The sequence below is a fragment of the Flavonifractor sp. An9 genome, assembly GCF_002161245.1.
Lineage (GTDB): Bacteria > Bacillota > Clostridia > Oscillospirales > Oscillospiraceae > Flavonifractor > Flavonifractor avicola.
This window is the reverse complement of the sequence record NZ_NFHC01000009.1, coordinates 69,687-92,726: the sequence shown is the minus strand read 5'-3', so window position 1 is coordinate 92,726 and position 23,040 is coordinate 69,687. Positions and strand designations below refer to the sequence as shown.

Sequence of the window (23,040 nt, the reverse complement as noted above, 5' to 3'; positions counted from 1 at the left end):
TTTATCAGACGAATCCGGAAGGGGGAAGTTCCCAATTTAATTAAATCTGGGTAATATCAATGGGCCGCAGGTCGGAGGGCCGGCCCTGGGTGCGAATGGTGAGCATGGCCCGTGCGGTGTCAATAGCGGTGATGCAGGCCACGGAGTGCTCCACGGTGGAGCGGCGGATCTTGAAGCCGTCGGTATCGTGGCGGCGGCCCCGGGTGGGGGTATTGATGACCAGATCCACGGTGCCGGAAGCGATCATGTCCAAGATGTTGGGGTGAGCCTCGGAGACCCGGGCCACCTTGCGAGCGGGGATGCCCACGGCATTGAGGGCCTCGCAGGTGCCGCTGGTAGCCAGGATCTCAATGCCCATGTCGGCAAAGCCCTGGGCGATACCGATGATCTCGCCCTTGTCCTCGTCCTTGACGGTGATGATGATGCGGCCACCCTTCTTGGGAGCCTTCATGTTGGCACCCTTAAAGGCCTTCAGCAGGGCCTGGGGGAAGGACTCGGCCAGACCCAGGCACTCGCCGGTGGACTTCATTTCGGGGCCCAGGCCGGTGTCCACGTCGGTGAGCTTCTCGAAGGAGAACACCGGCATTTTCACAGCGTAGTAGTCGGCCTCTTTGTAGATGCCGGTACCGTAGCCCAGGTCTTTCAGCTTCTGCCCCAGCATGACCTTGGTGGCCAGGTCGATGATGGGCACGCCGGTGACCTTGGAGATATAGGGGATGGTGCGGGAGGAGCGGGGGTTGACCTCGATGACGTACACGGTGTCGTCGTAGATGACGAACTGGATGTTCACCAGGCCCACCACACCCAGAGCCTTGGACAGGTCGTAGGTATAGCGGTAGATAGTTTCCTTGTGTTTATCCTCGATGTGGATGGGGGGATAGACGGAGATGGAGTCGCCGGAGTGGACGCCGGCCCGCTCGATGTGCTCCATGATGCCGGGGATGAGCAAGTCCTCCCCGTCAAACACGCCGTCGACTTCCACCTCACGGCCCATCAGATACTTATCCACCAGGATGGGATGCTCCTGCTCCACCTGGTTGATGATGCGCATGAACTCGGTGATGTTGCGGTCGTTGTAGGCGATCTCCATGCCCTGGCCGCCCAGCACATAGGATGGGCGCACCAGCACGGGGTAGCCCACCTCGTGGGCCGCCTCCAGAGCCTGCTCGGTGGTAAACACCGTCTTACCGGCGGCGCGGGGAATCTTGCACTGGTTGAGGATCTCGTCAAAGCGTTCCCGGTCCTCGGCGGCGTCCACGCCGTCGGCGGAGGTACCCAGGATGGGCACACCCATGTTGGTGAGGGCCTGAGCCAGCTTGATGGCGGTCTGACCGCCGAACTGCACCACGGCACCCCAGGGCTTCTCCAGCTCCACCACAGCCTCCACGTCCTCGGGAGTCAGAGGTTCAAAGTACAGCTTATCGGCCACGTCGAAGTCGGTGGACACAGTCTCGGGGTTGTTGTTGATGATGATGGTCTCATAACCCAGGCGCTTAAAAGCCCAGACGGAATGGACGGAGCAGTAGTCGAACTCGATGCCCTGGCCGATGCGTATGGGGCCGGAGCCCAGCACCAGCACCTTCTTCTTGTCCTGCCCGGGCCGGTGGGCCTCAGGCGTAGCAGCAGCCAGCCAGGGAGCCTCCGGGATATGGGGAGCCAGCTCACCCACCTGGGGCAGATGAAGCTCCTCGGCAGCCTCGTTCTCCTCATCGTAGGTGGAGTAGTAATAGGGGGTCTGAGCCTCAAACTCGGCGGCGCAGGTGTCCACCATCTTGAAGGCTGGACGGATGCCGTAGGACTCCCGCAGGGTCTTGATCTCTCCCCGCTCCTTGCCGGACAGGGCGGCAATCCAGGCGTCGGAGAAGCCCATCTCCTTGGCCATGCGCAGGGTGTCGGCATCCAGGTGGCCGTGGTCCAGCTTGTCCTCCATGTCCACGATGTTCTGGAGCCGGTCCAGGAACCACAGGTCGTACTTGGTGATCTTGTTGATCTTCTCGGGGGAGAAGCCCCGGCGCAGGGCCTCGGCCACCACGAAGAGGCGCTGGTCGTCGATATTTACCAGCCGCTCCTCGATCTCCTCGGTGTACAGCTGATCCAGGCCGGGCAGGCGCAGGGACTTCACAGGCAGTTCCAGGGAACGGATGGCCTTCATCAGGGCACCCTCAAAGGAGTTGCCGATGGCCATAACCTCGCCGGTGGCCTTCATCTGGGTGCCCAGAGTACGGCTGGCGGTGGTGAACTTGTCGAAGGGCAGACGGGGGATTTTCAGCACGCAGTAGTCAAGGGTGGGCTCAAAGCAGGCGGTGGTCTTGCCGGTCACCGCGTTGGGAATCTCGTCCAGGGTGTAGCCCAGGGCGATCTTGGCGGCCACCTTAGCGATGGGATAGCCGGTGGCCTTGGAGGCCAGGGCGGAGGAGCGGCTCACGCGGGGGTTGACCTCAATGACCGCGTACTCGAAGGAATCGGGATTCAGAGCCAGCTGCACGTTACAACCGCCCTCGATCTCCAGGGCGGAGATGATGTCCAGGGAGGCCTTACGCAGCATCTGGAATTCCCGGTTGGCCAGAGTCTGGGTTGGGGCCACCACGATGGAGTCGCCGGTGTGGACACCCACCGGGTCCACGTTCTCCATGGAACAGATCTGAATCACGTTTCCGGCGCTGTCCCGCATGACTTCGAACTCGATCTCCTTCCAGCCGGAGATGCACCGTTCGATGAGGACCTGGCCCACGCGGCTGAGATGGATGCCGCGGTCGGCAATCTCCCGCAGGGACATCTCGTCGTAGGCAATGCCGCCGCCGGTGCCGCCCAGGGTGTAGGCGGGGCGGACAATGACGGGGTAGCCGATGGACCCGGCAAAAGCCACCGCATCCTCCACGCTCTCCACCACATCGGAGGTGACGCAGGGCTGGCCGATGGCCTCCATAGCGTCCTTGAAGCCCTGGCGGTCCTCCGCCTTGCGGATGGACTCAGGGCTGGTGCCCAGCAGCTTGACGCCGTACTGCTGCAGGATGCCCTGTTCGTGGAGGTTCATAGCCAGGTTCAGGCCGGTCTGGCCACCCAGAGTGGGCAGGATGGAATCGGGGCGCTCCTTCTGGATCACCTGCTCTACGCTGGCGATGTTCAGGGGTTCAATATACACATGATCAGCAATGTCCTTGTCGGTCATGATGGTGGCGGGGTTGGAGTTGACCAGCACCACCTCCACGCCCTCTTCCTTCAGGGCGCGGCAGGCCTGGGTTCCTGCGTAGTCGAACTCGGCGGCCTGGCCGATGACGATGGGGCCGGAGCCCAGCACCAGTACCTTCTTAATATTCGGATTCTTGGGCATTACCGGTCGCCTCCCTTCATACTGTCCACAAAGCGGTCAAAGAGATATTCGGTGTCCATGGGGCCGGGGGAGGCCTCGGGGTGGAACTGGACGGTGAAGCAGTTGGGACGCTTATAGCGCAGGCCCTCCACACTGCCCTCGTTGACGTTGACGTGAGAGATCTCCGCCACAGCGGGGTCCACGCTCTCGGCAGTGACCACATAGCCGTGGTTCTGGCTGGTGATAAAGGCCCGTCCGGCGGCCAGATCCTTCACCGGGTGGTTGCCGCCCCGGTGGCCAAAGCGCATCTTCCGGGTCTCGGCGCCGGTGGCCAGAGCCAGCAGCTGGTGGCCCAGGCAGACGGCAAAGAGGGGCAGGCTGGAGTCGTAGAGTTTGCGTACCTCTTTAATAATGTCCACATTGTCCGCCGGGTCGCCGGGGCCGTTGGACAGCATGACGCCGTCATAGCCGCCGGTGAGGATGGTTTCCGCCGGGGTGTGGGCAGGATAGACGGTGACCTGGCAGCCCCGCTTCTGGAGGCAGCGGATCATATTCTCTTTCACGCCGTAGTCCATCAGGGCCACCCGCAGCTTCTGCTCGCCCAGAGCAGGATAGAGCTGGGGCGCCTTCCGGGTCACCTTTTCCACGGTGCCCTCCACCCGATAGGCATGGATCTTCTCCAGGCACTCCTCTACATGAAAATGCTCCGCACAGGTGATCATACCATTCATGGTCCCCTGACTGCGGAGTATTCTGGTTAAAGCCCGGGTATCCACGCCTTCGATCCCGGTAATGTCATATTGTTTCAGATAGGCGTCCAGCTCACCCTCGCAGCGGAAATTGCTGCCCCGCCGGGCCAGATGCCGCACAATAAATGCCTCAGCCCAGGGCCGGGAGGACTCATTATCCTCGTGGTTTACGCCGTAATTGCCAATGAGGGGATAGCTCATCACGATTCCCTGTCCCGCATAGGAGGGATCGGTCAGGATCTCCTGGTAGCCGGTCATGGAGGTGTTGAACACCATTTCGCACACCCGGTCTGCGGGGGAGCCCATGCTGACGCCCTGGAACATGGCGCCGTTCTCCAGAATCAAGGTCGCCTTCATCTCCTGCATCACGCCTTTCTTTCCATGGTATTTGTTCGATTGTACTCTAAATATCCGCCTCCGGCAACTCCCTTTTTCCCTTCTTTTTCAAAATCGTAATTTTGGACAAAAAGTCGGAGCGCATCCCCCGTTTTTCACGGTCAATGCGCCCCGAATGTCTCAAAAATCTATATTTGACCTAATAATTATTTTGGTGGTTCTATGTCCACCACCACCAGCTCCGGCCGGTTAAACAAGCGGGGCACGCGGGTGCTCTCCCGGGCCAGTCCCCGGCTGACAATGAGGGTGGCGCCGCCGATCTCATAGCGCCCGCCGGCATAGGTGGGGAACATTCCCTGATTGGGGGCCAGTACCCCGTTAATGAGGCCGGGCAGCCGCCATTGACCCCCATGGGCGTGACCGGCCAGCACCAGATCAAATCCGCTGCCGGCGTAGTCGCTCACCCGCTCGGGCCGATGGGTCAGCAAAATAGAGAAGTGACTGCCGTCCAGATCACCGCTGGCGGCGGTCAGCTGGTCCTGCCAGTTCTCCTCTCCCGTCTCCGGGTCGTCAATGCCGCCGATCTGCACCATCTGTGCCCCGGCAGCGGCGCAGACACATTTGCCGTCCAGCACCACCGCACCGCAGGCTGTCAGCAGTTCTTTGACCACAGCCAGCCGCCCGGTGCGGTGCTCGTGATTGCCCGAGGCGTAATATACCGGCCAGCGGTCGGCCAGCTTTTTTACCGTGAGCAGGGCACGCCACTCCTCCATCCGGGGCTCATCATCCACAATATCGCCGCACATGACCACCAGATCCGGTTTCTGCGCAGCCACCGCCGCCACCAACTGTTCCTGGTTTTTCCCGTACCGGCAGGCGTGAAGGTCGGTAAGTACTGCCAGGCGAATGGGACCATCCACCTTTTCACTTTCCACTGTATAGTGCCGCACCGCCAAGCGGACATCCAAGGCTGCCAGCAGGATACCGGCAGTTGCACTCCCTGCGGTCAGCAACGCCGCTGTTCTTTTTTTCATCGGTTCCCTCCTTTTGTATATCTGCCGCCATCCCGGTCATACTGAAGGTATCGTGATCTCCGGGAGGTCGTTTCATGGTCATTGCCTTTTTACGCACAATCATTCTTTATGCCTTTATTATTGCCGGTATCCGGCTGATGGGCAAGCGGCAGGTGGGTGAGCTGGAGCCCTCCGAGCTGGTGTTGGCCCTGCTCATCGCCGATCTGGCTGCCGTTCCCATGCAGGACTTCGGTATTCCCCTGCTCACCGGCCTCATCCCCATCCTCACCCTGCTGTGCATCACCATGGCCCTGTCGGTGCTCACCATGAAGAGCATCAAATTCCGGGCGGTGCTCTGCGGCCGTCCCAGCATCATCGTGGAAAACGGGAAACTGCGCCAGGGCGAGATGAAGCGCAACCGCTTCACTTTGGATGAACTGATGGAGGAACTGCGGATGAAGGGGGTTACCGACCTTTCCACCGTCAAGTATGCCATTCTGGAGACCAACGGCCAGCTGTCCGTTCTCCCCTTCGCCGCCCAGAAGCCGCCCACCGCTCAGGACCTGGACCTCCATCTGCCGGAGCCGGGGCTGCCGGTGGTACTCATCAACGATGGCCGGCTTATGAGCCGGGCCCTCCATCGCCGGGGTCTGGACGAGACATGGCTGGACAAACAGCTGAAGGAGCACCACATTAACCATATTCAGGACGTGTTCCTGCTGACAGTGGATGAGACCAACAAGGTCTGCGTCATTGAAAAGGAGGCGGTCCGGTGAAGCGGCTGTGGATCGCCCTGGCACTGCTGGCTGCCCTGCTGTGCGGCACCCTGCTCCATACCTGGTCCCTGCGGGGCTTTACCCAGGGTCTGTCCGACGCTCTGGATGAAGCTCAGACCCTGGCCCGGGCCGACCGCTGGGAGGAAGCCCGTTCCCTGACGGAAGAGGCCCTGCAAACCTGGCGGGGACGGGATGTGTATCTCCACGTCCTGCTCCGCCACGCCGACACCGACCAGATCTACGCCGGCTTCCAGGAGACCCTGGCCCTGCTGGAAAGCCGTGAATACGGCGAATATGCCGCCGCCAACGCCCGACTGGTCACCCAGATCGAACTGCTCAGCGAGGCGGAACAGCTCACCTTAAAAAATGTCTTTTAAACGAAAGGGGGGCGCATCTGCCGCGCCCCCCTGCAATCTCTCTTACTTCTCCGCCAGAAGCTTGTTCAGTTCCTCCATAAAGGTGCTGATGTCCTTAAACTGACGGTAGACCGAAGCGAAACGGACATAGGCCACCTCGTCCACCTTTTTCAGCCGCTCCATCACCAATTCGCCAATGCGGGCGGAGGGGATCTCCCGGTCCATGTCGTTTTGCAGGACCTGTTCAATCTCATTGGCCATATCTTCCAGGGTGGCAAAAGCCACCGGCCGTTTTTCACAGGCCCGAATCATGCCGTTGAGCAGCTTGGTCTTGTCAAAGGTCTGACGGCTGCCGTCCTTTTTGATTACCATCAGGGGCAGACTCTCCATGGTCTCATAAGTGGTAAAACGCTTATGGCAGGCCAGACATTCCCGGCGGCGGCGGATGCTGGACCCTTCGTCGGATGGACGGGAGTCCACGACCTTGCTCTCCGGGTGAGAACAAAACGGACATCTCACAGCGGCAGTCCTCCTTTGAAACACAGCTCCAGGCCAGGCCCAGGCAAAATATAGTAGCTTCTGTCGTGTTATTATACCATACTTTGTTGCCCGTTGGTATCCCTGAAATGAGAAAGTTTTTGTATAAATCAGGAAACACCGGGGCAAGCTAGGAACGGTGAAAGCGAGGTGAGCACCATGCAGAACCAGCATAACGAGCAGAAGAAATCCAGAAACCAGAATCCCGCTCCCCAGGACTGCAAGCATCCCCAGAGCAAGAAGCAGGAGCAGCCCCAGGATAAGACCGGTGATCCCAACCGTCATTGACCCCTTTTTCGTGGGCCGGAATATCCGGCCCACAATTTTTTATTTTTTTCATTTTTCCTCTTGACATTTCTCTGTAGTTTGCTATAATAACACCTGCGCTCACGAGAGCGGCAAACAAATAGCGGGATTGTGTAAGGGTAGCACAGCAGACTCTGACTCTGTATGTGAGGGTTCGAATCCTTCTCCCGCTGCCAAAGCGAGACAACTTCGGTTGTCTCGCTTTTTTCTTTTTCGGTACCTCCCGTCCCCACCCTGCGTATACTGGGCTGTGGGGGGCAAAGGCCCGTCACGATTTTGATTGGGGGTACTTCATCATGTGTTGTAACAACCGGAATCGCTGCTGCCGCTGCGGCGCCTCTGAGAACAACAGGACCACTTCCAGTGACCTGTTCTCCGGCCTGACCCTGTCCGACCTGTCCGGCACCGCCGGCGGCCGTCAGGTCTATCTCACCATCCCGGCTTTCCTGTGGGCTGCCGATCAGGAGGAGGAGGACACCTCCTGCGGCTGCTGTCGCTGCTGCTGAGCCCCACGCCGCCCCCTCCAGGGCGGCTACTTACCCCCAACCCCCGCCCTGCGATCCAATCGCAGGGCGCTTTTTTTGCGCTTTTTTCGTGAATTTGAACAGTTCTGAAGATTATCCTCTGGAGTTTCCAAAAAAAGTCTTGACAAATCACTTCCGCCTGCTAAAATATGCTTAAATTATTTTATTTAAAAATTTTTAAGTAAAATGATTTAACTAAAATTTTTGAATTGTTTTGTGAGGAGCATTACCATGGATTTCGAGAAGATTAAGGATATCATTGTGGAGACCCTGAGCTGCGACGCCGACAAGGTGACCCCCGACGCCCGCCTGGCCGAGGACCTGGAGGCCGATTCCCTGGCTGCCGTGGAGCTGTCCATGGCTCTGGAGGAGGCCTTCGGCGTGACCATCGCCGACGAGGACCTGCCCAACATGAAAACCGTGGGCGACCTGATGAAGTACATCGAGGATCACGCTGAGTAAGAGGAAGAAAACGGGCATCGGTGCAAACCGATGCCTTTTTTCCGAAAGGAGCCGCTATGACCAACCAAGAGATTTTTGAGCTGATGGCCCGCTTTGACCAGAGCGGCATCACCACCTTCAAGCTGAATACCAAGGACTTTACCCTGGAGCTGGGCAAAGGCGGCAGCGCTGCCGTTCCCGCCGCTCCCGTGGGCGCACCCGCACCTGCCGCTGCTGCGCTCACCCCGGCGGCTCAGCCCGATGGTCCCTGCATCACCGCCCCCCTGGTGGGCACCTTCTATGCCGCCTCCGCTCCCGACGCCGAGCCCTTCGTCAAGGTGGGCGACAAGGTGAAGAAGGGCCAGACCGTCTGCCTCATGGAGGCCATGAAGATGATGAATGAGGTCCACGCCCCCTGCGACTGCACCATCGAGGCCATTCTTCAGGAGGACGGGGCTCTGGTGTCCTTTGGGGACCCCCTCATTCGTTACCGGGAAGGGTGATTCCATGTTCAAGCGTATTTTGATCGCCAACCGGGGCGAGATCGCCGTCCGGGTGTTCCGGGCCTGCCGGGAGCTGGACATCGAGCCTGTGGTGGTCTACTCCCAGGCCGATTCGGAGGCTCTTCATGTCCAGCTGGCGGAGCGGGCCTACTGCATCGGCCCCGCCCGCTCGGCGGACAGCTACTTAAATGTGGACGCCATCCTCACCGTGGCTCAGGCCACCGGGTGCGACGCCATCCACCCCGGCTACGGCTTCCTGTCGGAAAACGCCGATTTCGCCGACGCCTGTGCCCAGGCGGGCATTGCCTTCATCGGCCCCTCCGGCGATGTGATCCGGGCCATGGGCAACAAGGCCGCCGCCCGCAAGCTGATGGTGGCCGCCGGTGTGCCGGTGGTCCCCGGCTCCGACGGAGCAGTGGACACCGCCGAGGAGGCCAAAGCCCTGGCCGACTCCATCGGCTACCCTGTGCTCATCAAAGCTGCCGCCGGCGGCGGCGGCCGTGGTATGCGCCGGGTGTTTGAGCCCGACCAGCTGATCCCCCTCTTTGAGGAGGCCCGCAGCGAGTCGGTGGCCTGCTTCGGCAGCGGAGAGATGTACCTGGAGAAGCTGATCCTCAACCCCCGGCACATCGAGTTCCAGATCCTGGCCGATTCCCAGGGCCATGTGATCCAGCTTGGGGACCGGGACTGCTCCATCCAGCGGCGCAACCAGAAGCTGCTGGAGGAGTCCCCCTCCAAGGCCCTCACTCCCGAGCTGCGGGAGCGCATGGGTGCCGCCGCCGTGGCCGCCGCCAAGGCCGCCCACTATGAGAACGCCGGCACCATTGAGTTCGTACTGGACCCGGAGGGCAACTTCTACTTCATTGAGATGAATACCCGCATCCAGGTGGAGCACCCGGTCACCGAGCTGGTTACCGGCATGGACCTGGTGCGGGAGCAGATCCGTATTGCCGCCGGTCTCCCCCTGTCCCGCACCCAGGAGGAGGTCACCCTCAACGGCCACGCCATCGAGTGCCGCATCAACGCCGAGGACCCGGCCAACGACTTCCGCCCCTGCCCGGGCAAGATCGATTTCGTACACCTGCCCGGCGGCTGCGGGGTACGTGTGGACACCGGCCTGTATACCGGCTACACCCTGCCCCCCTACTACGACTCCCTGATGGCAAAGCTCATTGTTCACGCCCCCACCCGGCTGGATGCCATCCGCCGGATGCGCCGGGCTTTGGAGGAGCTCATTATCGAGGGCCCCGCCAACAACACCGATCTGCTCCATCAGATCATGCACCACCCCGACTTCATCCGGGGCAACTATAACACCGGCTACCTGGAGGCCAATATGGACACCCTGCTGGCCTGGAGCCGCAGCGGAGAGGAGGAACCTAAGGCATGAGCAATGTCTTTGCCCAGCGGCGTCAGAAGCTGCTCTCCCTGAAGGCTCTCCGGGGCAGCTCCCCCGCCCCCGCCCATACCGAGGAGACCTGTCCCGCCTGCAGCGGCACCTTCCGCCGCAAGGATCTGGTGACTGCCCGGTACGTCTGCCCCCTGTGCGGCCACCACTATCCTATCGGGGCCTATTATCGCCTCAGCCTGGTGCTGGACAAGGGTACCTTCCGGGAGTTGGACGCCGCCCTGTCCTCCAACGATCCTCTGTCCTTCCCCGGCTATTCTGCCAAGCTGGAGGGGGCCCGCCGCCGCACCGGCATGAACGAGGCGGTGGTCACTGCCACCGGCCGTATCAATGGCCAGAAAGTGGCCATTGGTGCTCTGGACAGCCGGTTCTTCATGGGCAGCATGAGCGCCGCCCTGGGCGAGAAGGTCACCCGGCTGGTGGAGTATGCCGAAAAATATAAGCTGCCCCTCATCCTCTTCTCCGCCAGCGGCGGAGCCCGGATGCAGGAGGGCATTTTGTCCCTGATGCAGATGGCCAAGACCTCCGCCGCCCTGGAGCGGTTCTCCCGCAAGGGCGGGCTGTACATCTCCGTGCTCACCCACCCCACCACCGGCGGCGTCACCGCCAGCTTTGCCAGCCTGGGCGACATCATGCTGGCCGAGCCCGGCGCCCTCATCGGCTTTGCCGGCCCCCGGGTCATTGAGCAGACCATCGGCGAGAAGCTGCCCGAGGGTTTCCAGAGCGCCGAGTACCTGCTGGAACACGGCTTTCTGGACGCCATCGTCCCCCGGACCCAGCTGCGGGACACCCTGATTCAGCTGCTGAAACTGCACGGGAAAGGAGGGAGCGACCGTGGCAAATAACCTGACTCCCGCTCAGCGGGTGGCCCTGGCCCGCCATCAGGACCGGCCGGGTACCGCCGACTTCATCGCCGCCCTCTTCACCGACTTCTTTGAGCAGCGGGGAGACCGGCTCTGTTCCGACGACGGCAGTATCCTGGGCGGCGTGGCCCTCTTCCACGGCCAGCCGGTCACCGTGATCGGCCACCGGAAGGGCCGCACCCTGGAGGAACACCTGGCCTATCACTTCGGCATGCCCTCCCCCGAGGGCTACCGCAAGGCCCAGCGGCTGATGGAGCAGGCGGAGAAGTTCCGCCGTCCCGTCATCACCTTCATCGACACCCCCGGCGCCTACCCCGGCCTGGAGGCCGAGGCCCGGGGTCAGGGGGAGGCCATCGCCCGCACCCTGGCTCTCTCCTCCGCCCTCACCGTCCCGGTGATCTCGGTGGTCACCGGCGAGGGGGGCAGCGGCGGCGCATTGGCTCTGGGTGTGGGCAACAAGGTACTCATGCTGGAAAATGCCGTCTACTCCGTCCTTTCCCCCGAGGGCTTTGCCGCCATTCTGTGGAAGGACTCCTCCCGCAGCGACGAGGCCTGCGACGTGATGAAGCTCACCGCCGCCGACCTGCTGGAGCTGGGCGTCATCGACGCCGTGATCCCCGAGCCCACCCAGGGAGCCCATACCGACCTCCATGCCGTCTGCCGCTCCCTGGACGCCGTCCTGGCCAAGGAGCTGGCGGCACTGAACAAGCTGAACGGTCAGGCTCTGGCCACCCAGCGCTACAAAAAATTCCGCTTAATGGGCAGCAAGGCCCTGAGAAAGGAGCGCCCATGAACGGAATCAAACTGTTGAGCACCGGCTCCGCCCTGCCCCGCCGGGCGGTGACCAACGACGATATGTCCAAGATCGTGGACACCAACGACGAGTGGATCGCCACCCGCACCGGTATCCGCAGCCGTTACCACTGTACCGAAGGGGAGAGCCACACCTCCCTGTGCCTGGCCGCCGCCAAACAGGCTCTGGAGCGCTCCGGCATCAGCCCGGAACAGATCGGGGTATGCATCGTGGCTACCCTGTCCCAGGATTTTCTCACCCCTGCCGCCGCCTGCATCCTCCAGCGGGATCTGGGCTTTCCGGAGGACACGGTGTGCTTCGACCTGAACGCCGCCTGCTCCGGCTTTGTGTACGGTCTCCATACAGCGGAATGCCTGTTGGCCACCGCAGAACGGAAGTACGGCCTCATTGTGGGCGTGGAGGCCCTGAGCCGCATCACCGACTTCACCGACCGCTCCACCTGCGTTCTCTTTGGAGACGGCGCGGGAGCCGCCGTGGTGGAGTGGCGGGCGGACTATCCTTCCCTCTGCGGAGTGCTGGGCTGCCGGGGCAATCAGGAAGCCCTGTACGTCCCCGGAGCCAACAGCACCGATCCCTCCTACATCCATATGGATGGCAAGGCGGTGTTCCGCTTCGCGGTAGAGGCCCTGCCCCGCTGCGCCAAAGAGGTGCTCAAAAAGGCGGGCCTCACCCTGGAGGACGTGGACCGCTTCGTGTTCCACCAGGCCAACCAGCGCATCATTGACTTTGCGGTGAAGAAGCTGGGAGTGGACCCCGCCAAATGTACCGGCAACATCGCCCGCACCGGCAACACCTCCGCCGCCAGCGTGCCCCTGCTGCTGGATGAGCTGGTCACCTCCGGTCAGCTGACCTCCGGCCAGAAGGCCCTGTGTGTGGGCTTCGGCGGCGGCCTGACCTGGGCGGGAGCCCTTTTGGAATTGGCATAAAACGGTGGGGCGTCGAGTACGCCGCCCGTTTCTTTGATAAGGAGCTTACTATGAAACTGAACGAATTGTTGGGGATTGAATTCCCCATTATCCAGGGCGGCATGGCCAACGTGGCCACCGGCGCTTTCGCCGCCGCCGTATCCAATGCCGGTGCTCTGGGCCTCATCGGCTCCGGCGGCATGGATGCCGACGCCCTGCGCCGTGAGATCCAGGTGGCCAAGTCCTCCACCGACAAGCCCTTCGGCGTCAACCTGATGCTGATGAATCCCCACATTGAGGATCTGGCCCGCGTGGTGGTAGAGGAGGGTGTCCAGGTGGTGACCACCGGCGCCGGCAACCCCGGCAAGTACGTCCCCGCCTGGAAGGCCGCGGGCATCAAGGTGTTCCCCGTGGTAGCCGCCCCCATCTTGGCCAAGCGTCTGGAGCGCTACGGCATTGACGGCATTATCGCCGAGGGCACCGAGAGCGGCGGCCATGTGGGCGAGATGACCACCATGGCCCTGGTGCCCCAGGTGGTGGACGCGGTGAGCGTGCCCGTCATCGCCGCCGGCGGCATTGCCGACGGCCGCCAGATGGCCGCCGCCTTCGCCCTGGGTGCCTGCGGCGTGCAGATCGGCACCTGCCTGCTGGCCAGTGAGGAGTGCCCCATCCACGACAACTACAAGCAGGCCGTGGTGAAGGCCGGGGCCAACGATACCACCGTCACCGGCCGCACCGGCGGCGCCCCCGTCCGGGTGCTGAAGAACAAGATGGCCCGGGAGTACCTGCGCATGGAGAAGCAGAACCTGCCTCTGGAAGAGATGGAGAAGCTGACCCTGGGCTCCCTCCGCCGGGCGGTGTTTGACGGCGACCTGGACACCGGCAGCTTTATGGCCGGTCAGGTGGCCGGCATGGTAAAGGAGGTCCGTCCCCTGCGGGCCATCTTTGAGGACATGATGAGCGGCTGTCAGGCCGTTGTGAAAGGACTGAACGTATGAGCCTCGCCTTTTTGTACGCCGGACAGGGCAGCCAGCATCCCGGCATGGGGGCCGACCTCTATGAGGCCTATCCTGTATTCAAAGCCGTGCTGGACAGCGCCGATGTGGACTTTGACCTGAAAACCGTCTCCTTCACCGACCCCGACGGGGTGCTGAACCAGACCGAGTATACCCAGCCCTGCATGGTGGCCTTTGCCGCCGGTATGACCGCCATCCTGTATGAGATGGGCATCCGGCCCGATTACGCCGCCGGTCTCAGCCTGGGCGAGTATTCCGCCCTCCAGGCCGCCGGGGTGTTTACCCCCGCCCAGGCCATCTCCCTGGCCGCTTTCCGTGGCAAGGCCATGGCCTCCGCCGCTGCCGGTATCCCCTGCGGCATGACCGCCGTACTGGGTCTGGACCGTGAGAAGCTGCAGCAGGCCTGCGATCAGGCCGCCGACGCGGGCGTGGTGGAGATCGCCAACTACAACTGCCCCGGCCAACTGGTCATCGGCGGTGCCCAGGAGGCGGTGAACAAGGCCGCTTCCATTGCCAAGGAGCTGGGCGCCAAGCGCTGTCTCCCTCTGAAGGTCAGCGGCCCCTTCCACACCTCTCTGCTGGCCCCCGCCGGCGACGCCCTGCGGGAGAAGTTCCAGAGCGTCACCTTTGGAGAGATGGCCTTCCCGGTGCTCTTCAACTGCCTGGGCCATGAGATGGGCGAAAACGACACCATCCCCGTTCTGCTGGAGAAGCAGGTCCAGTCCTCCGTCTACATGGAGGACACCATCCGCCGCCTGGAGGCGCTGGGTGTGGACACCATCGTGGAGATCGGCCCGGGCAAGGCCCTCAGCGGCTTTGTGAAAAAGACCGCCCCCTCCATCAAGACCTACGCTGTGGAGACCGTCGCCGACATCGAGGCTCTCTCCGCTGCTTTGAAAGGATAACTGTATGAGCATGAATGGAAAAATCGCCGTAGTCACCGGCGGCAGCCGGGGTATTGGCAAGGCTATCTGCCTGGAGCTGGCCCGCCGGGGCGCCAACGTGGTGTTCTCCTACGCCGGCAACACTGCCGCCGCCGAGGAAACCCTGGCCGCCCTCAAGGAGTTGGGTGTGGAAGCCCGTGCCGTTCAGGGCAGCGTGGCCGACCCCGCCGCCGTGAAGGCCCTGATGGACACCGCCGTGAAAGAGCTGGGCGGCCTCCACATCCTGGTGAACAACGCCGGCATCACCCGGGACAACCTGGCCATGATGCTGAAGGAGGAGGACTTCGACGCGGTCATCGAGACCAACCTGAAGGGCGCCTTCCTGTGCATGAAGGCCGCCGCCCGGCCCATGATGAAGGCCCGCTACGGCCGCATCATCAACCTCAGCTCGGTGGTGGCCCTCCGGGGCAATCCCGGCCAGATCAACTACTGCGCCAGCAAGGCAGGCGTCATCGGCATGACCAAGTCCCTGGCCAAGGAACTGGGCGGACGGGGTGTCACCGTCAACGCCATTGCTCCCGGCTACATCGCCACCGACATGACCGCTGCCCTTCCCGAGGCCGCCCGGGAGGCCATGCTGTCCACCATCCCCGCCGGCCGGGCCGGCACCCCCGAGGACGTGGCTGCCGCCGTGGCCTTCCTGGCCTCCGATGAGGCGGCCTACATCACCGGACAGGTCCTTTCCGTCGACGGCGGCATGGGTATGTGAGGAGGAACAAGATCAACTATGGAAAAACGCAGAGTCGTCATTACCGGCATGGGGACCGTGAATCCCCTGGGCCACAACGTGGCCGACACCTGGCAGGCCGTCCGCAACGGCGTGTGCGGCATCGCCCCCATCACCCAGTACGACGCCGCCCCTCAGAAGGTCCATCTGGCCGCCGAGGTAAAGGACTGGGACCCCACTTCCGTGCTGGATAAGAAGGAAGTACGCCACATGGCCCGCTACTCCCAGCTGGCTATGGCCTCCGCCAAGGAGGCGGTGGCCGACAGCGGTCTGGATCTGGAGTCCATCGACCGCACCCGCTGCGGCGTCATCGTCTCCAGCGGCATCGGCGGCATCGGGGTTACCGAGTCTGAGCAGACCCGCTGCTCCGAGAAGGGCTTTGACCGGGCCTCCCCCTTCTACATCCCTTCCGCCATCGCCAACATGGGCGCCGGCCTCATTGCCATCGCCTTTGGCTTCCGGGGTATGTGTACCTGCCCCGTCACCGCCTGCGCCGGCGGCTCCAACGCCGTGGGCGACGCCTTCCGCCACATCCGGGACGGCTATGCCGAGGTGATGCTGTGCGGCGGCGCCGAGTCCGCCATCACCCCCCTGTCCATCGGCGGCTTCACCACCATGCGGGCCCTCCATGTGGGGGACGACCCCAACCGGGCCTCCATCCCCTTTGACGCCCAGCGCTCCGGCTTCGTTATGGGCGAGGGCGCCGGTATCCTGGTGCTGGAGGAGTATGAGCACGCCAAGGCCCGGGGGGCCAAGGTGTACGCCGAGGTGGTGGGCTACGGCGCCACCTGCGACGCCTACCACATGACCGCCCCCGCTCCCCACGGGGAGGGCGGCGCCCGGGCCATGGCCCAGGCTCTGTCCGACGGCGGCGTGGCCCCCGAGCAGGTGGGCTACATCAACGCCCACGGCACCTCCACCCCCCTGAACGACTCCGGCGAGACCGACGCCATCAAAACGGTGTTCGGCGACCACGCCTATAAGCTGGCGGTCAGCTCCACCAAGTCCATGACCGGCCATATGCTGGGGGCCGCCGGTGCGGTGGAGGCCATCTTCTCCGCCCTGGCCCTGAAGGACGGGTATCTGCCCGCCACCATCAACTACCAGGAGGCCGATCCCGCCTGCGACCTGGACTATGTGCCCAACCAGGGCCGGAATGCCGACATCCAGTACGCCCTGTCCAACTCCCTGGGCTTCGGCGGTCACAACGCCTGCGTGCTGTTCAAGAAGTGGGAGGGTTAAACGCTATGGAACTCAACTCCAATCAGATTGCTGAGATTCTGCCCCACCGCTACCCCTTCGCCCTGGTGGACCGCATCGTGGACGGCGAGGCGGGCAAGTGGGCCAAGGGCATCAAGTGCGTCAGCGTCAACGAGCCCTTCTTCCAGGGCCACTTTCCCCAGTACCACGTCATGCCCGGCGTCCTCATTCTGGAGGCCCTGGCCCAGGTAGGCGCGGTGGCCCTGCTGTCTCTGCCGGAGAATCGGGGCAAGATCGCTTTCTTCGGCGGCATCAAGAACGCCCGGTTCCGCCGCCAGGTGACCCCCGGCGACGTGCTGGAGCTGGAATGTACCCTCACCAAGCAGAAAGGGCCGGTGGGCATCGGGGAGGCCAAGGCCACCGTCAACGGACAGGTGGCGGCCACGGCGGAGCTCACTTTTGCCCTGGGTAAGGATTCCTGATTGCCCTCCCCTCCGCCGTTTGTTATAATAAGAATAAGATCAAAAATGCGGAGGCACGGGTATGCTGGAAGAGAAATTTGAGATAGTGTATACGAAATTTAAACTTCACTTTTATCAGGAGATCTTCGAGCGGTTCCAGAACCGGGAGGCCAGCCTGACCACGGTGGAGACCTTCGCTATGGAGACCATCCAGGCTCTGGGGTCCCCCACCATCAACGAGTTTGCCTCCTTTATGCGTATTTCCCCGCCCAATGCGGCTTATAAGATCAACAGTCTCATCCGCAAGGGCTATGTCCAGAAGATCCAGTCGGAGCATGACAAGCGGGAGTACCACCTGCAGGTAACCCAAAAGTACAAGGAGTATTACAACATCAGCAACGACTATGTACACGTAGTTACCGAGCGGATGCGGGAGCGGTTCACCCCCGCTGAATGTGCCAAGCTGGAGGAGATGCTCTCCATCATCAGCAAAGAGCTGATGCCGGAAATCCGTCTGGGCTCCGCCGAGGCCTGAACCAATCAAAAAAAGACGTGCTGCCATTGCAGCACGTCTTTTTTCATTGGATATCCAGTTCCGGAGGCACGTCGATCTCATCGGACACATACTTCCCGTTCTTTTTCCGCTGCCGGACGCACTCAGTGAGCAGGTACTCGATCTGTCCGTTCACCGAGCGGAAATCGTCCTCCGCCCAGGCCGCGATGGCGGCATACAGCTTGGGGGACAGGCGCAGAGGCACCTGCTTCTTGCCATCGCCCGCCATATCAGTACAGGCTGCCGGAGTTGACCACCGGCTGAGCGTCCCGGTTGCCGCAGAGCACCACCAGCAGGTTGGACACCATGGCGGCCTTCCGCTCCTCGTCCAGTTCCACCACCTGCTTCTCGCTGAGCCGCTCCAGGGCCATCTCCACCATGCCCACGGCCCCGTCCACAATCATCTTGCGGGCGTCGATGATGGCGGATGCCTGCTGCCGCTGGAGCATCACCGCGGCGATCTCGGGGGCATAGGCCAGGTAGGTGATGCGGGCCTCGATGATCTCCAGTCCGGCCTGAGCCACCTTGCTCTGGATCTCATCCTTGATGCGGGAGGCCACCACCTCGCTGGAGCCCCGCAGGCTGCCTTCGTCCGCGATGCCGTCGCCGGTGGTGTCCACGTTAGGGGCCACGTCATAGGGGTAGATACGCACAATGTTCCGCAGGGCGCTGTCACACTGGAGGGACAGGTACTCTTTGTAGTTGTCCACGTCGAATACCGCCTTGGCGGTGTCCACCACTCGCCACATGACGGCGATACCGATCTCCACCGGGTTGCCCAGGCAGTCGTTGATCTTCTGGCGGTTGTTGTTCAGGGTCATGATCTTCAGGGAGATTTTCTTGCCGGCCGACTGGGCCTCCGCCTTCTTCTCCGCCTTGCTGCCGCCGTCCACGTCGCCGCTCTGGTTCAGCTTGGTCTGGGCCGCCGGGTTCACCCCGGAACAGAAGGGGTTGACGTAGTAGAAGCCTTCCCCTTTCAGGGTGCCGATGTACTTGCCGAACAGGGTGAGCACCAGGGCCTCCTGGGGCTTGAGCACCTTCAGGCCGCACAGGAAGATCCAGCCCAGGCACGCCCAGACGATGCTCACAACCAAAATGGCCACGGTGGCTCCATCCATGCCCCCCGCCTCGTCCTGGACGGCGGCCCATACGATACCCACAACCGCCAGCACATACAGGGCCAGAATGAGCAGCAGCATGGGCATACCCTTTTTCTTGCCGGTTAAAATCTTCTCTTCCATAAGAGCACCTCCCGCTCTCTTTTTGATATCAAAATAATATCACTCAAATATCAGATTGTCAAGAGGGCGAAAAAAGAGCGGGCCGTTTCCGGCACGCTCTTCTCCTGTTATTCGGTTGCAAGTACCCGAACCACGGCGTCCACGCCCAAAGTGCCGCTGTAGTACACGGTAAAGGTATCGCTGTTGGCTCTGGCCTGGGACAGGGTGACCCACCGCTCGGTATCGCTGTTATAGCCCTGGGCGGCGTCGCTGATGGGCACCCGCACGCCGTCGATCATCACCGCGTCCAGGCTGTCAAAGGCACTCTGGTCTACACCCTCCGCCTCACTAAGGGTGACAACGGACACCGCCTTTCCCTCGGAAGATACCGCGATGCCTCCCATGTCTCCGGTACGCCCGGACTGGCCGGTGATATACTCCTGGGTGGTACCTCTGCCGTTCTCCACCGAAACGGTACGGTTGGTGTAGGTCATGGTGCCGCTGCCCTCCGTCCTGCTGCCCATAGTGAGCAGGCCATAGGTGTAGGCATTCCCCGTCACGTCATCCAGCAGCAGCACGCTGACAAGGCCATTGCTGTCGGTGGCGTAGAAATCAATGTCAGAGGCCTTCACAGTGGCACTCTGGATGTCCTCCAGGTCGATCTCCGTGACCACGCTGGTCCCAGCCCGCTCGTAGATCCGCACGTTATCTGCCAGAGGGATGGAGCCCAGGGTTTTTTCCGACACATTGAGATCCAGGCTGCTGCCGCCGGACACCTGGGACACCGACAGCTTACCCACACCGCTGGAGGTGACCTTCACCAGGTCCCCCGCACCGGCGGAACCACTGACCGTACCCTTGGCGGTGAGACCGCAGGTCAGCTCCACCTGTCCCTCCCCCAGGACCCCGTACAGGGTAGTCTGCCCACCCGCGGTGGCGGAGATCACCGCACCGCCCCCGTCCAGGGTAACGGTAATCTTATCCCCCACCGAAAAGGCGCTCAGGCTGCTGACAGCGCTCTCCTCCACCTCCAGCTCCATCCCCAGCAGGGTGATGGTGTCGGGGGTGGAGGTGTTGGGGCTGGCGTCCTCATAGTATCCGGAGAGGACCACCCCCTCATAAGTGGTCCTCTCCGTGGCCGCCACCAGTTCCAGATTACCCGACTGGTTGTAGTAGAGGGTCAGCTGGGGACAGCCAGCCAGATCGTACCAGCAATTTTCAAAGGTGGTCAGGGTATCTCCCATCACCACTGCCGTGCTGCCGCTGACGGTATAGCCGCCGTTGATGCAGTTAGCGGTGACACTCTCGGGAATCAGGGTATAGCGCACCGTGTCGTCAGGCAGAAAACCAGTCACCCGTCCGCTCTGGTCCAGCAGCAGGGTACCCCGGCTGCCCGCAAGGCCCTCCAGATCCGCCGCCGGTTCATACCAGGACAGGTTCTGGTTGGCGTACACCTCCACCATACCCTCGGTCCCGTCGCCGCTCTCAGCGTCGGTGTCCAGCAGGACGGCGTTTTCCACCTTGGAGGCACACAGGTTGTCAATGTAGTCCTTGCCGGTGCTGTCGCTCTGGCCCAGCAGGGCGTAGAGCATCAGGGCCGCCTCACCCCGGGTGAGGGCGTGGTCCGGGTCACGGGACACTCCCTCCAGCAGCCCCAGCTGCTCTCCCAAGGCCATATAGTCCTCCGGCCAGAAGGGCCCTACCTGGTCGATCGTATAGCCCAGCAGACGCAGCACCACCGTCACCGCCTGCCCTACCGTCACCGGGTCGTCGGGGCCGAAGGTACCGTTGCCGTAACCGGACATCAGGCCCTCCTCACAGGCCAGATTGATGTAGGGAGCCGCCCAGTGGCTTCCTGCTACATCGGAAAAGAGGGTGCGGTAGGCGCTGCCGCTCACCTGGTCCCCGTGGCCCCCGGCCAGCACCGCCAGCTTGCAGAACTGAGCCCGGGTCAGCCCCTGATCCGGGTAGTAGTTGCCGTCGGAGCCGCCGGAGACGATGCCCAGGCCGGACAGCACCTCCACCGCCAGGGCGGTGTCGGCGTCGCTGACGTCGGGAAAGGAGGCCGCCCCGGCGTAGCCGGTCAGCCCCAGACACAGCCCCGCCGCGGTCAGCAGGGACAAGAGTTTGCGTTTCATTGGAATCTCCTCCTTCTGTTCAATCCGCCCGGAGGGCGTCCACCGGCTGGAGGTTGGAGGCCTTCACCGCCGGGTAGATGCCGAACACAATACCGATGACCACCGAGAAGGCAAAAGCCCCCGCCGTCACCAGACTGTCCGGGAGGAGGATCAGATCGTACATGGCTTTGCCCAGGATCAGGCTCAGGCCATAGCCCAGCAAAATGCCGATGACCCCTCCCATGCCGCTGAGGATGGCGGCCTCCACCAGGAACTGGCCGATGATCTCCCCCCGGGGGGCGCCGATGGACTTTTTAATGCCGATCTCCCGGGTACGCTCGGTGACGGTGACCAGCATGATGTTCATGATGCCGATGCCGCCCACCAGCAGGGCGATACCGGCGATACCGCCCAGCACCACGCTCATGGAGGTCATCTCCTCGGTGGACTCAGTCATGGCTGCGTTGCCGTTCTCCAGCTCATACTCCCCCACGGTGGAGGATACCGTATCGGCCAGAAAGACTTCCAGGTCCGCCATGACGGCGTCCATGTTGTCCGATTTATCCACCTTCACCGTAAAGGAGGTGAGATCATCGCTCTGGAGGATGACCCGATCCAGGGAGTAAGGGATCACCGCCATATCATCCATGGACCCCTCGGTGCCCCCGTCCTTCTGGTAGTAAGTACCCACCACGGTAAAGGGCTCGCCCCCCAGATACACCGTCTCCCCAATGGGGTCGGCGTACTGGAACAGGCTGTCCGCCACGTAGGACCCCAGCACGCATACCCGGTTGCGCTGTTCAATGTCAAAGGCATTGATGTCCCGGCCGCTCTCCAGGGTGTAGTTGTTGCACACGGCGTACTCATCGCTGCCCAGATATACGGTACTGCTGTCCAGGGTGGTAGTGCGGTATTTCATAGGCAGTGAGGTGGACACGTCGGGGCTCACCCCTTCTACCGTGTCGCTCAGTTCCTCATCGCAGTAGTCGTACAGGGCGCTCATCACGTCCACACTGCGGCTGGTGTCATACCAGGTTACAGTAACATTGACCTTGTTGACGCCCAGCTTCTCATAGTAGGCGGTGATGTCGGCATTATAGCCCGACACCAGTGCCACCAGCACCAGCACGGCAGTGACGCCGATGATGATGCCCAGCATGGTCAGGAAGGAGCGTCCCTTCTTCTCCCGGATGGACTCCAGGGCCATACCCAGTGCATTCACGGCGCCACCCGCCTTGCCGGCACATCCAGGTCCACCAGCACCCCGTCCCACAGGCTGTCGTGGACGATCTTCCCGTCCTTCACCCGCACCGTCCGGTCGGCCTGGGCGGCAATGCCGTTGTCGTGGGTAATGAGGATCACGGTGGTACCCGTCCGGTTCATTTCCCGCATAAGGGCCAGCACCTGGGCGCCGGTTTTGGAGTCCAGGGCGCCTGTGGGCTCGTCGGCCATCAGGACCGGAGACTGGGCGGCAATAGCCCGGGCAATGGCCACCCGCTGCTGCTGGCCGCCGGAGAGCTGGCCGGGCCGGTAGTCTGCCTTGGCTGCAATCTCCACCCGCTCCAGGGCCTCCATAGCCCGCGCCTTCCTCTGGGCCAGGGGCACCTTCTGGTAGAGCATGGGCAGCGCCACATTCTGCCACACGCTGAGGGAGGGGATCAGGTTGTAGCCCTGAAAGATGAAGGCGATCTTTCGGGAGCGGATGAGCTCCAGCTCCCGCCGCCCACGCTGGCTGATGGGGATGCCGTCCAGATAGTACTCTCCCCGGGTGGGTACATCCAGGCAGCCCAGAATGTTCATCATGGTGGACTTGCCCGAGCCGGAGGTGCCGATGATGGCCACAAACTCTCCCTGGTTGATCTCCAGCGTCACGCCGTCCAGGGCGTTGACCTGGTTTTCCCTGCCCTCGCCGTAGATCTTATACACATTGTCCAGTCGGATCAAACTCATTTCGCCACCTC

The 23,040-nt window shown here is 62.3% G+C and carries 25 protein-coding genes and 1 tRNA gene; 17 read left to right on the top strand and 9 right to left on the bottom strand.

Annotation, left to right across the window (positions count from 1 at the left end):
- Positions 1-40 precede the first annotated feature (40 nt).
- The 3 genes from carB to B5G40_RS07960 all read right to left on the bottom strand — a co-directional run bounded on the left by carB (position 41) and on the right by B5G40_RS07960 (position 5,429).
- Positions 41-3,331 (bottom strand): carbamoyl-phosphate synthase large subunit, encoded by a 3,291-nt coding sequence (carB, locus tag B5G40_RS07970; protein ID WP_087399276.1) that lies wholly within the window; start codon positions 3,329-3,331, stop codon positions 41-43.
- Positions 3,331-4,425, bottom strand: coding sequence for a carbamoyl phosphate synthase small subunit (locus B5G40_RS07965; RefSeq protein ID WP_087391210.1), 1,095 nt, complete (start codon positions 4,423-4,425; stop codon positions 3,331-3,333). Before B5G40_RS07965 ends, carB begins: the two co-directional genes overlap by 1 nt.
- 176 nt (positions 4,426-4,601) lie before the next feature.
- Positions 4,602-5,429 carry a metallophosphoesterase gene (locus B5G40_RS07960; RefSeq protein WP_087330901.1) on the bottom strand — a complete coding sequence of 276 codons (828 nt, stop codon included), beginning with the start codon at positions 5,427-5,429 and terminating at the stop codon, positions 4,602-4,604.
- Between the two features lie 74 nt (positions 5,430-5,503).
- Here B5G40_RS07960 and B5G40_RS07955 point away from each other — a divergent pair, with 74 nt between their 5' ends.
- Together B5G40_RS07955 and B5G40_RS07950 are read left to right on the top strand one after the other, a co-directional pair.
- Positions 5,504-6,184 (top strand): DUF421 domain-containing protein, encoded by a 681-nt coding sequence (locus tag B5G40_RS07955; RefSeq protein WP_087399275.1) that lies wholly within the window; start codon positions 5,504-5,506, stop codon positions 6,182-6,184.
- Positions 6,181-6,561 (top strand): DUF4363 family protein, encoded by a 381-nt coding sequence (locus tag B5G40_RS07950; RefSeq protein WP_087399274.1) that lies wholly within the window; start codon positions 6,181-6,183, stop codon positions 6,559-6,561. Before B5G40_RS07955 ends, B5G40_RS07950 begins: the two co-directional genes overlap by 4 nt.
- A gap of 42 nt (positions 6,562-6,603) precedes the next feature.
- Here B5G40_RS07950 and nrdR read toward each other — a convergent pair whose 3' ends face one another.
- Positions 6,604-7,059 carry a transcriptional regulator NrdR gene (gene nrdR, locus B5G40_RS07945; RefSeq protein ID WP_087189029.1) on the bottom strand — a complete coding sequence of 152 codons (456 nt, stop codon included), beginning with the start codon at positions 7,057-7,059 and terminating at the stop codon, positions 6,604-6,606.
- Between the two features lie 177 nt (positions 7,060-7,236).
- Here nrdR and B5G40_RS17465 point away from each other — a divergent pair, with 177 nt between their 5' ends.
- From B5G40_RS17465 to B5G40_RS07875, 15 genes are all read left to right on the top strand, one after another.
- Positions 7,237-7,365, top strand: a complete 129-nt coding sequence (locus B5G40_RS17465) for a hypothetical protein (protein ID WP_255396452.1) — start codon at positions 7,237-7,239, stop codon at positions 7,363-7,365.
- A 120-nt stretch (positions 7,366-7,485) separates the two neighbouring features.
- Positions 7,486-7,559 (top strand) — tRNA-Gln (locus tag B5G40_RS07940).
- Between the two features lie 120 nt (positions 7,560-7,679).
- Positions 7,680-7,889: a hypothetical protein gene (locus B5G40_RS07935; RefSeq protein ID WP_087399273.1), complete on the top strand. Its 210-nt coding sequence runs from the start codon at positions 7,680-7,682 to the stop codon at positions 7,887-7,889.
- A gap of 249 nt (positions 7,890-8,138) precedes the next feature.
- Positions 8,139-8,369: an acyl carrier protein gene (gene acpP, locus B5G40_RS07930; RefSeq protein WP_087267802.1), complete on the top strand. Its 231-nt coding sequence runs from the start codon at positions 8,139-8,141 to the stop codon at positions 8,367-8,369.
- A 56-nt stretch (positions 8,370-8,425) separates the two neighbouring features.
- On the top strand, positions 8,426-8,851 hold the full coding sequence (gene accB, locus B5G40_RS07925; protein WP_087331126.1) for an acetyl-CoA carboxylase biotin carboxyl carrier protein: 426 nt from the start codon (positions 8,426-8,428) through the stop codon (positions 8,849-8,851).
- 4 nt (positions 8,852-8,855) lie between these two features.
- Positions 8,856-10,241, top strand: a complete 1,386-nt coding sequence (accC, locus tag B5G40_RS07920; protein ID WP_087399272.1) for an acetyl-CoA carboxylase biotin carboxylase subunit — start codon at positions 8,856-8,858, stop codon at positions 10,239-10,241.
- Complete coding sequence (accD, locus tag B5G40_RS07915; protein WP_087399271.1) at positions 10,238-11,104, top strand: acetyl-CoA carboxylase, carboxyltransferase subunit beta; 867 nt, start codon at positions 10,238-10,240, stop codon at positions 11,102-11,104. Before accC ends, accD begins: the two co-directional genes overlap by 4 nt.
- Positions 11,094-11,915, top strand: coding sequence for an acetyl-CoA carboxylase carboxyltransferase subunit alpha (locus tag B5G40_RS07910; protein ID WP_087390971.1), 822 nt, complete (start codon positions 11,094-11,096; stop codon positions 11,913-11,915). The genes accD and B5G40_RS07910 overlap by 11 nt, the downstream gene beginning before the upstream one ends.
- Positions 11,912-12,862, top strand: a complete 951-nt coding sequence (locus B5G40_RS07905) for a beta-ketoacyl-ACP synthase III (RefSeq protein WP_087331118.1) — start codon at positions 11,912-11,914, stop codon at positions 12,860-12,862. The genes B5G40_RS07910 and B5G40_RS07905 overlap by 4 nt, the downstream gene beginning before the upstream one ends.
- A 50-nt stretch (positions 12,863-12,912) precedes the next feature.
- Complete coding sequence (locus B5G40_RS07900) at positions 12,913-13,839, top strand: DUF561 domain-containing protein (protein WP_087331115.1); 927 nt, start codon at positions 12,913-12,915, stop codon at positions 13,837-13,839.
- Complete coding sequence (gene fabD, locus B5G40_RS07895; protein ID WP_087331113.1) at positions 13,836-14,762, top strand: ACP S-malonyltransferase; 927 nt, start codon at positions 13,836-13,838, stop codon at positions 14,760-14,762. Before B5G40_RS07900 ends, fabD begins: the two co-directional genes overlap by 4 nt.
- Positions 14,763-14,766: 4 nt before the next feature.
- Positions 14,767-15,510, top strand: coding sequence for a 3-oxoacyl-[acyl-carrier-protein] reductase (gene fabG / locus B5G40_RS07890; RefSeq protein WP_087331111.1), 744 nt, complete (start codon positions 14,767-14,769; stop codon positions 15,508-15,510).
- Between the two features lie 18 nt (positions 15,511-15,528).
- Positions 15,529-16,770 (top strand): beta-ketoacyl-ACP synthase II, encoded by a 1,242-nt coding sequence (gene fabF, locus B5G40_RS07885; RefSeq protein WP_087399270.1) that lies wholly within the window; start codon positions 15,529-15,531, stop codon positions 16,768-16,770.
- Between the two features lie 5 nt (positions 16,771-16,775).
- A complete protein-coding gene (fabZ, locus tag B5G40_RS07880) occupies positions 16,776-17,210 on the top strand; it encodes a 3-hydroxyacyl-ACP dehydratase FabZ (protein ID WP_087331107.1) in 435 nt (144 codons plus the stop codon).
- Positions 17,211-17,271: 61 nt separating this feature from the next.
- Positions 17,272-17,724, top strand: coding sequence for a MarR family transcriptional regulator (locus B5G40_RS07875; protein WP_087331105.1), 453 nt, complete (start codon positions 17,272-17,274; stop codon positions 17,722-17,724).
- 43 nt (positions 17,725-17,767) lie between these two features.
- Here the strand turns inward: B5G40_RS07875 and B5G40_RS07870 are convergent, their stop codons facing one another.
- From B5G40_RS07870 to B5G40_RS07850, 5 genes are all read right to left on the bottom strand, one after another.
- On the bottom strand, positions 17,768-17,971 hold the full coding sequence (locus tag B5G40_RS07870; protein ID WP_087331103.1) for a PTS ascorbate transporter subunit IIC: 204 nt from the start codon (positions 17,969-17,971) through the stop codon (positions 17,768-17,770).
- Between the two features lies 1 nt (position 17,972).
- The gene (locus B5G40_RS07865; protein WP_087399269.1) at positions 17,973-18,983 is read right to left on the bottom strand and encodes an SPFH domain-containing protein; all 1,011 of its coding nucleotides are present in this window, start codon (positions 18,981-18,983) and stop codon (positions 17,973-17,975) included.
- Between the two features lie 107 nt (positions 18,984-19,090).
- Positions 19,091-21,100 carry an S-layer homology domain-containing protein gene (locus tag B5G40_RS07860; protein ID WP_087399268.1) on the bottom strand — a complete coding sequence of 670 codons (2,010 nt, stop codon included), beginning with the start codon at positions 21,098-21,100 and terminating at the stop codon, positions 19,091-19,093.
- Between the two features lie 19 nt (positions 21,101-21,119).
- Positions 21,120-22,301, bottom strand: coding sequence for an ABC transporter permease (locus tag B5G40_RS07855; protein WP_087399267.1), 1,182 nt, complete (start codon positions 22,299-22,301; stop codon positions 21,120-21,122).
- Positions 22,298-23,029 carry an ABC transporter ATP-binding protein gene (locus B5G40_RS07850; protein WP_087189048.1) on the bottom strand — a complete coding sequence of 244 codons (732 nt, stop codon included), beginning with the start codon at positions 23,027-23,029 and terminating at the stop codon, positions 22,298-22,300. Before B5G40_RS07850 ends, B5G40_RS07855 begins: the two co-directional genes overlap by 4 nt.
- Positions 23,030-23,040: the final 11 nt, after the last annotated feature.

Bases quoted from the DNA above. Each gene is read 5' to 3' on its own strand.
- B5G40_RS07860 (WP_087399268.1), bottom strand. From the start codon at position 21,100: ATGAAACGCAAACTCTTGTCCCTGCTGACCGCGGCGGGGCTGTGTCTG.
- fabG (WP_087331111.1), top strand. From the start codon at position 14,767: ATGAGCATGAATGGAAAAATCGCCGTAGTCACCGGCGGCAGCCGGGGT.
- carB (WP_087399276.1), bottom strand. From the start codon at position 3,331: ATGCCCAAGAATCCGAATATTAAGAAGGTACTGGTGCTGGGCTCCGGC.
- acpP (WP_087267802.1), top strand. From the start codon at position 8,139: ATGGATTTCGAGAAGATTAAGGATATCATTGTGGAGACCCTGAGCTGC.
- accC (WP_087399272.1), top strand. From the start codon at position 8,856: ATGTTCAAGCGTATTTTGATCGCCAACCGGGGCGAGATCGCCGTCCGG.
- B5G40_RS07865 (WP_087399269.1), bottom strand. From the start codon at position 18,983: ATGGAAGAGAAGATTTTAACCGGCAAGAAAAAGGGTATGCCCATGCTG.
- accD (WP_087399271.1), top strand. From the start codon at position 10,238: ATGAGCAATGTCTTTGCCCAGCGGCGTCAGAAGCTGCTCTCCCTGAAG.
- B5G40_RS07960 (WP_087330901.1), bottom strand. From the start codon at position 5,429: ATGAAAAAAAGAACAGCGGCGTTGCTGACCGCAGGGAGTGCAACTGCC.
- B5G40_RS07905 (WP_087331118.1), top strand. From the start codon at position 11,912: ATGAACGGAATCAAACTGTTGAGCACCGGCTCCGCCCTGCCCCGCCGG.
- B5G40_RS17465 (WP_255396452.1), top strand. From the start codon at position 7,237: ATGCAGAACCAGCATAACGAGCAGAAGAAATCCAGAAACCAGAATCCC.
- B5G40_RS07900 (WP_087331115.1), top strand. From the start codon at position 12,913: ATGAAACTGAACGAATTGTTGGGGATTGAATTCCCCATTATCCAGGGC.
- B5G40_RS07935 (WP_087399273.1), top strand. From the start codon at position 7,680: ATGTGTTGTAACAACCGGAATCGCTGCTGCCGCTGCGGCGCCTCTGAG.
- B5G40_RS07850 (WP_087189048.1), bottom strand. From the start codon at position 23,029: ATGAGTTTGATCCGACTGGACAATGTGTATAAGATCTACGGCGAGGGC.
- B5G40_RS07870 (WP_087331103.1), bottom strand. From the start codon at position 17,971: ATGGCGGGCGATGGCAAGAAGCAGGTGCCTCTGCGCCTGTCCCCCAAG.
- B5G40_RS07965 (WP_087391210.1), bottom strand. From the start codon at position 4,425: ATGCAGGAGATGAAGGCGACCTTGATTCTGGAGAACGGCGCCATGTTC.
- B5G40_RS07875 (WP_087331105.1), top strand. From the start codon at position 17,272: ATGCTGGAAGAGAAATTTGAGATAGTGTATACGAAATTTAAACTTCAC.
- fabF (WP_087399270.1), top strand. From the start codon at position 15,529: ATGGAAAAACGCAGAGTCGTCATTACCGGCATGGGGACCGTGAATCCC.
- fabZ (WP_087331107.1), top strand. From the start codon at position 16,776: ATGGAACTCAACTCCAATCAGATTGCTGAGATTCTGCCCCACCGCTAC.
- accB (WP_087331126.1), top strand. From the start codon at position 8,426: ATGACCAACCAAGAGATTTTTGAGCTGATGGCCCGCTTTGACCAGAGC.
- B5G40_RS07955 (WP_087399275.1), top strand. From the start codon at position 5,504: ATGGTCATTGCCTTTTTACGCACAATCATTCTTTATGCCTTTATTATT.
- fabD (WP_087331113.1), top strand. From the start codon at position 13,836: ATGAGCCTCGCCTTTTTGTACGCCGGACAGGGCAGCCAGCATCCCGGC.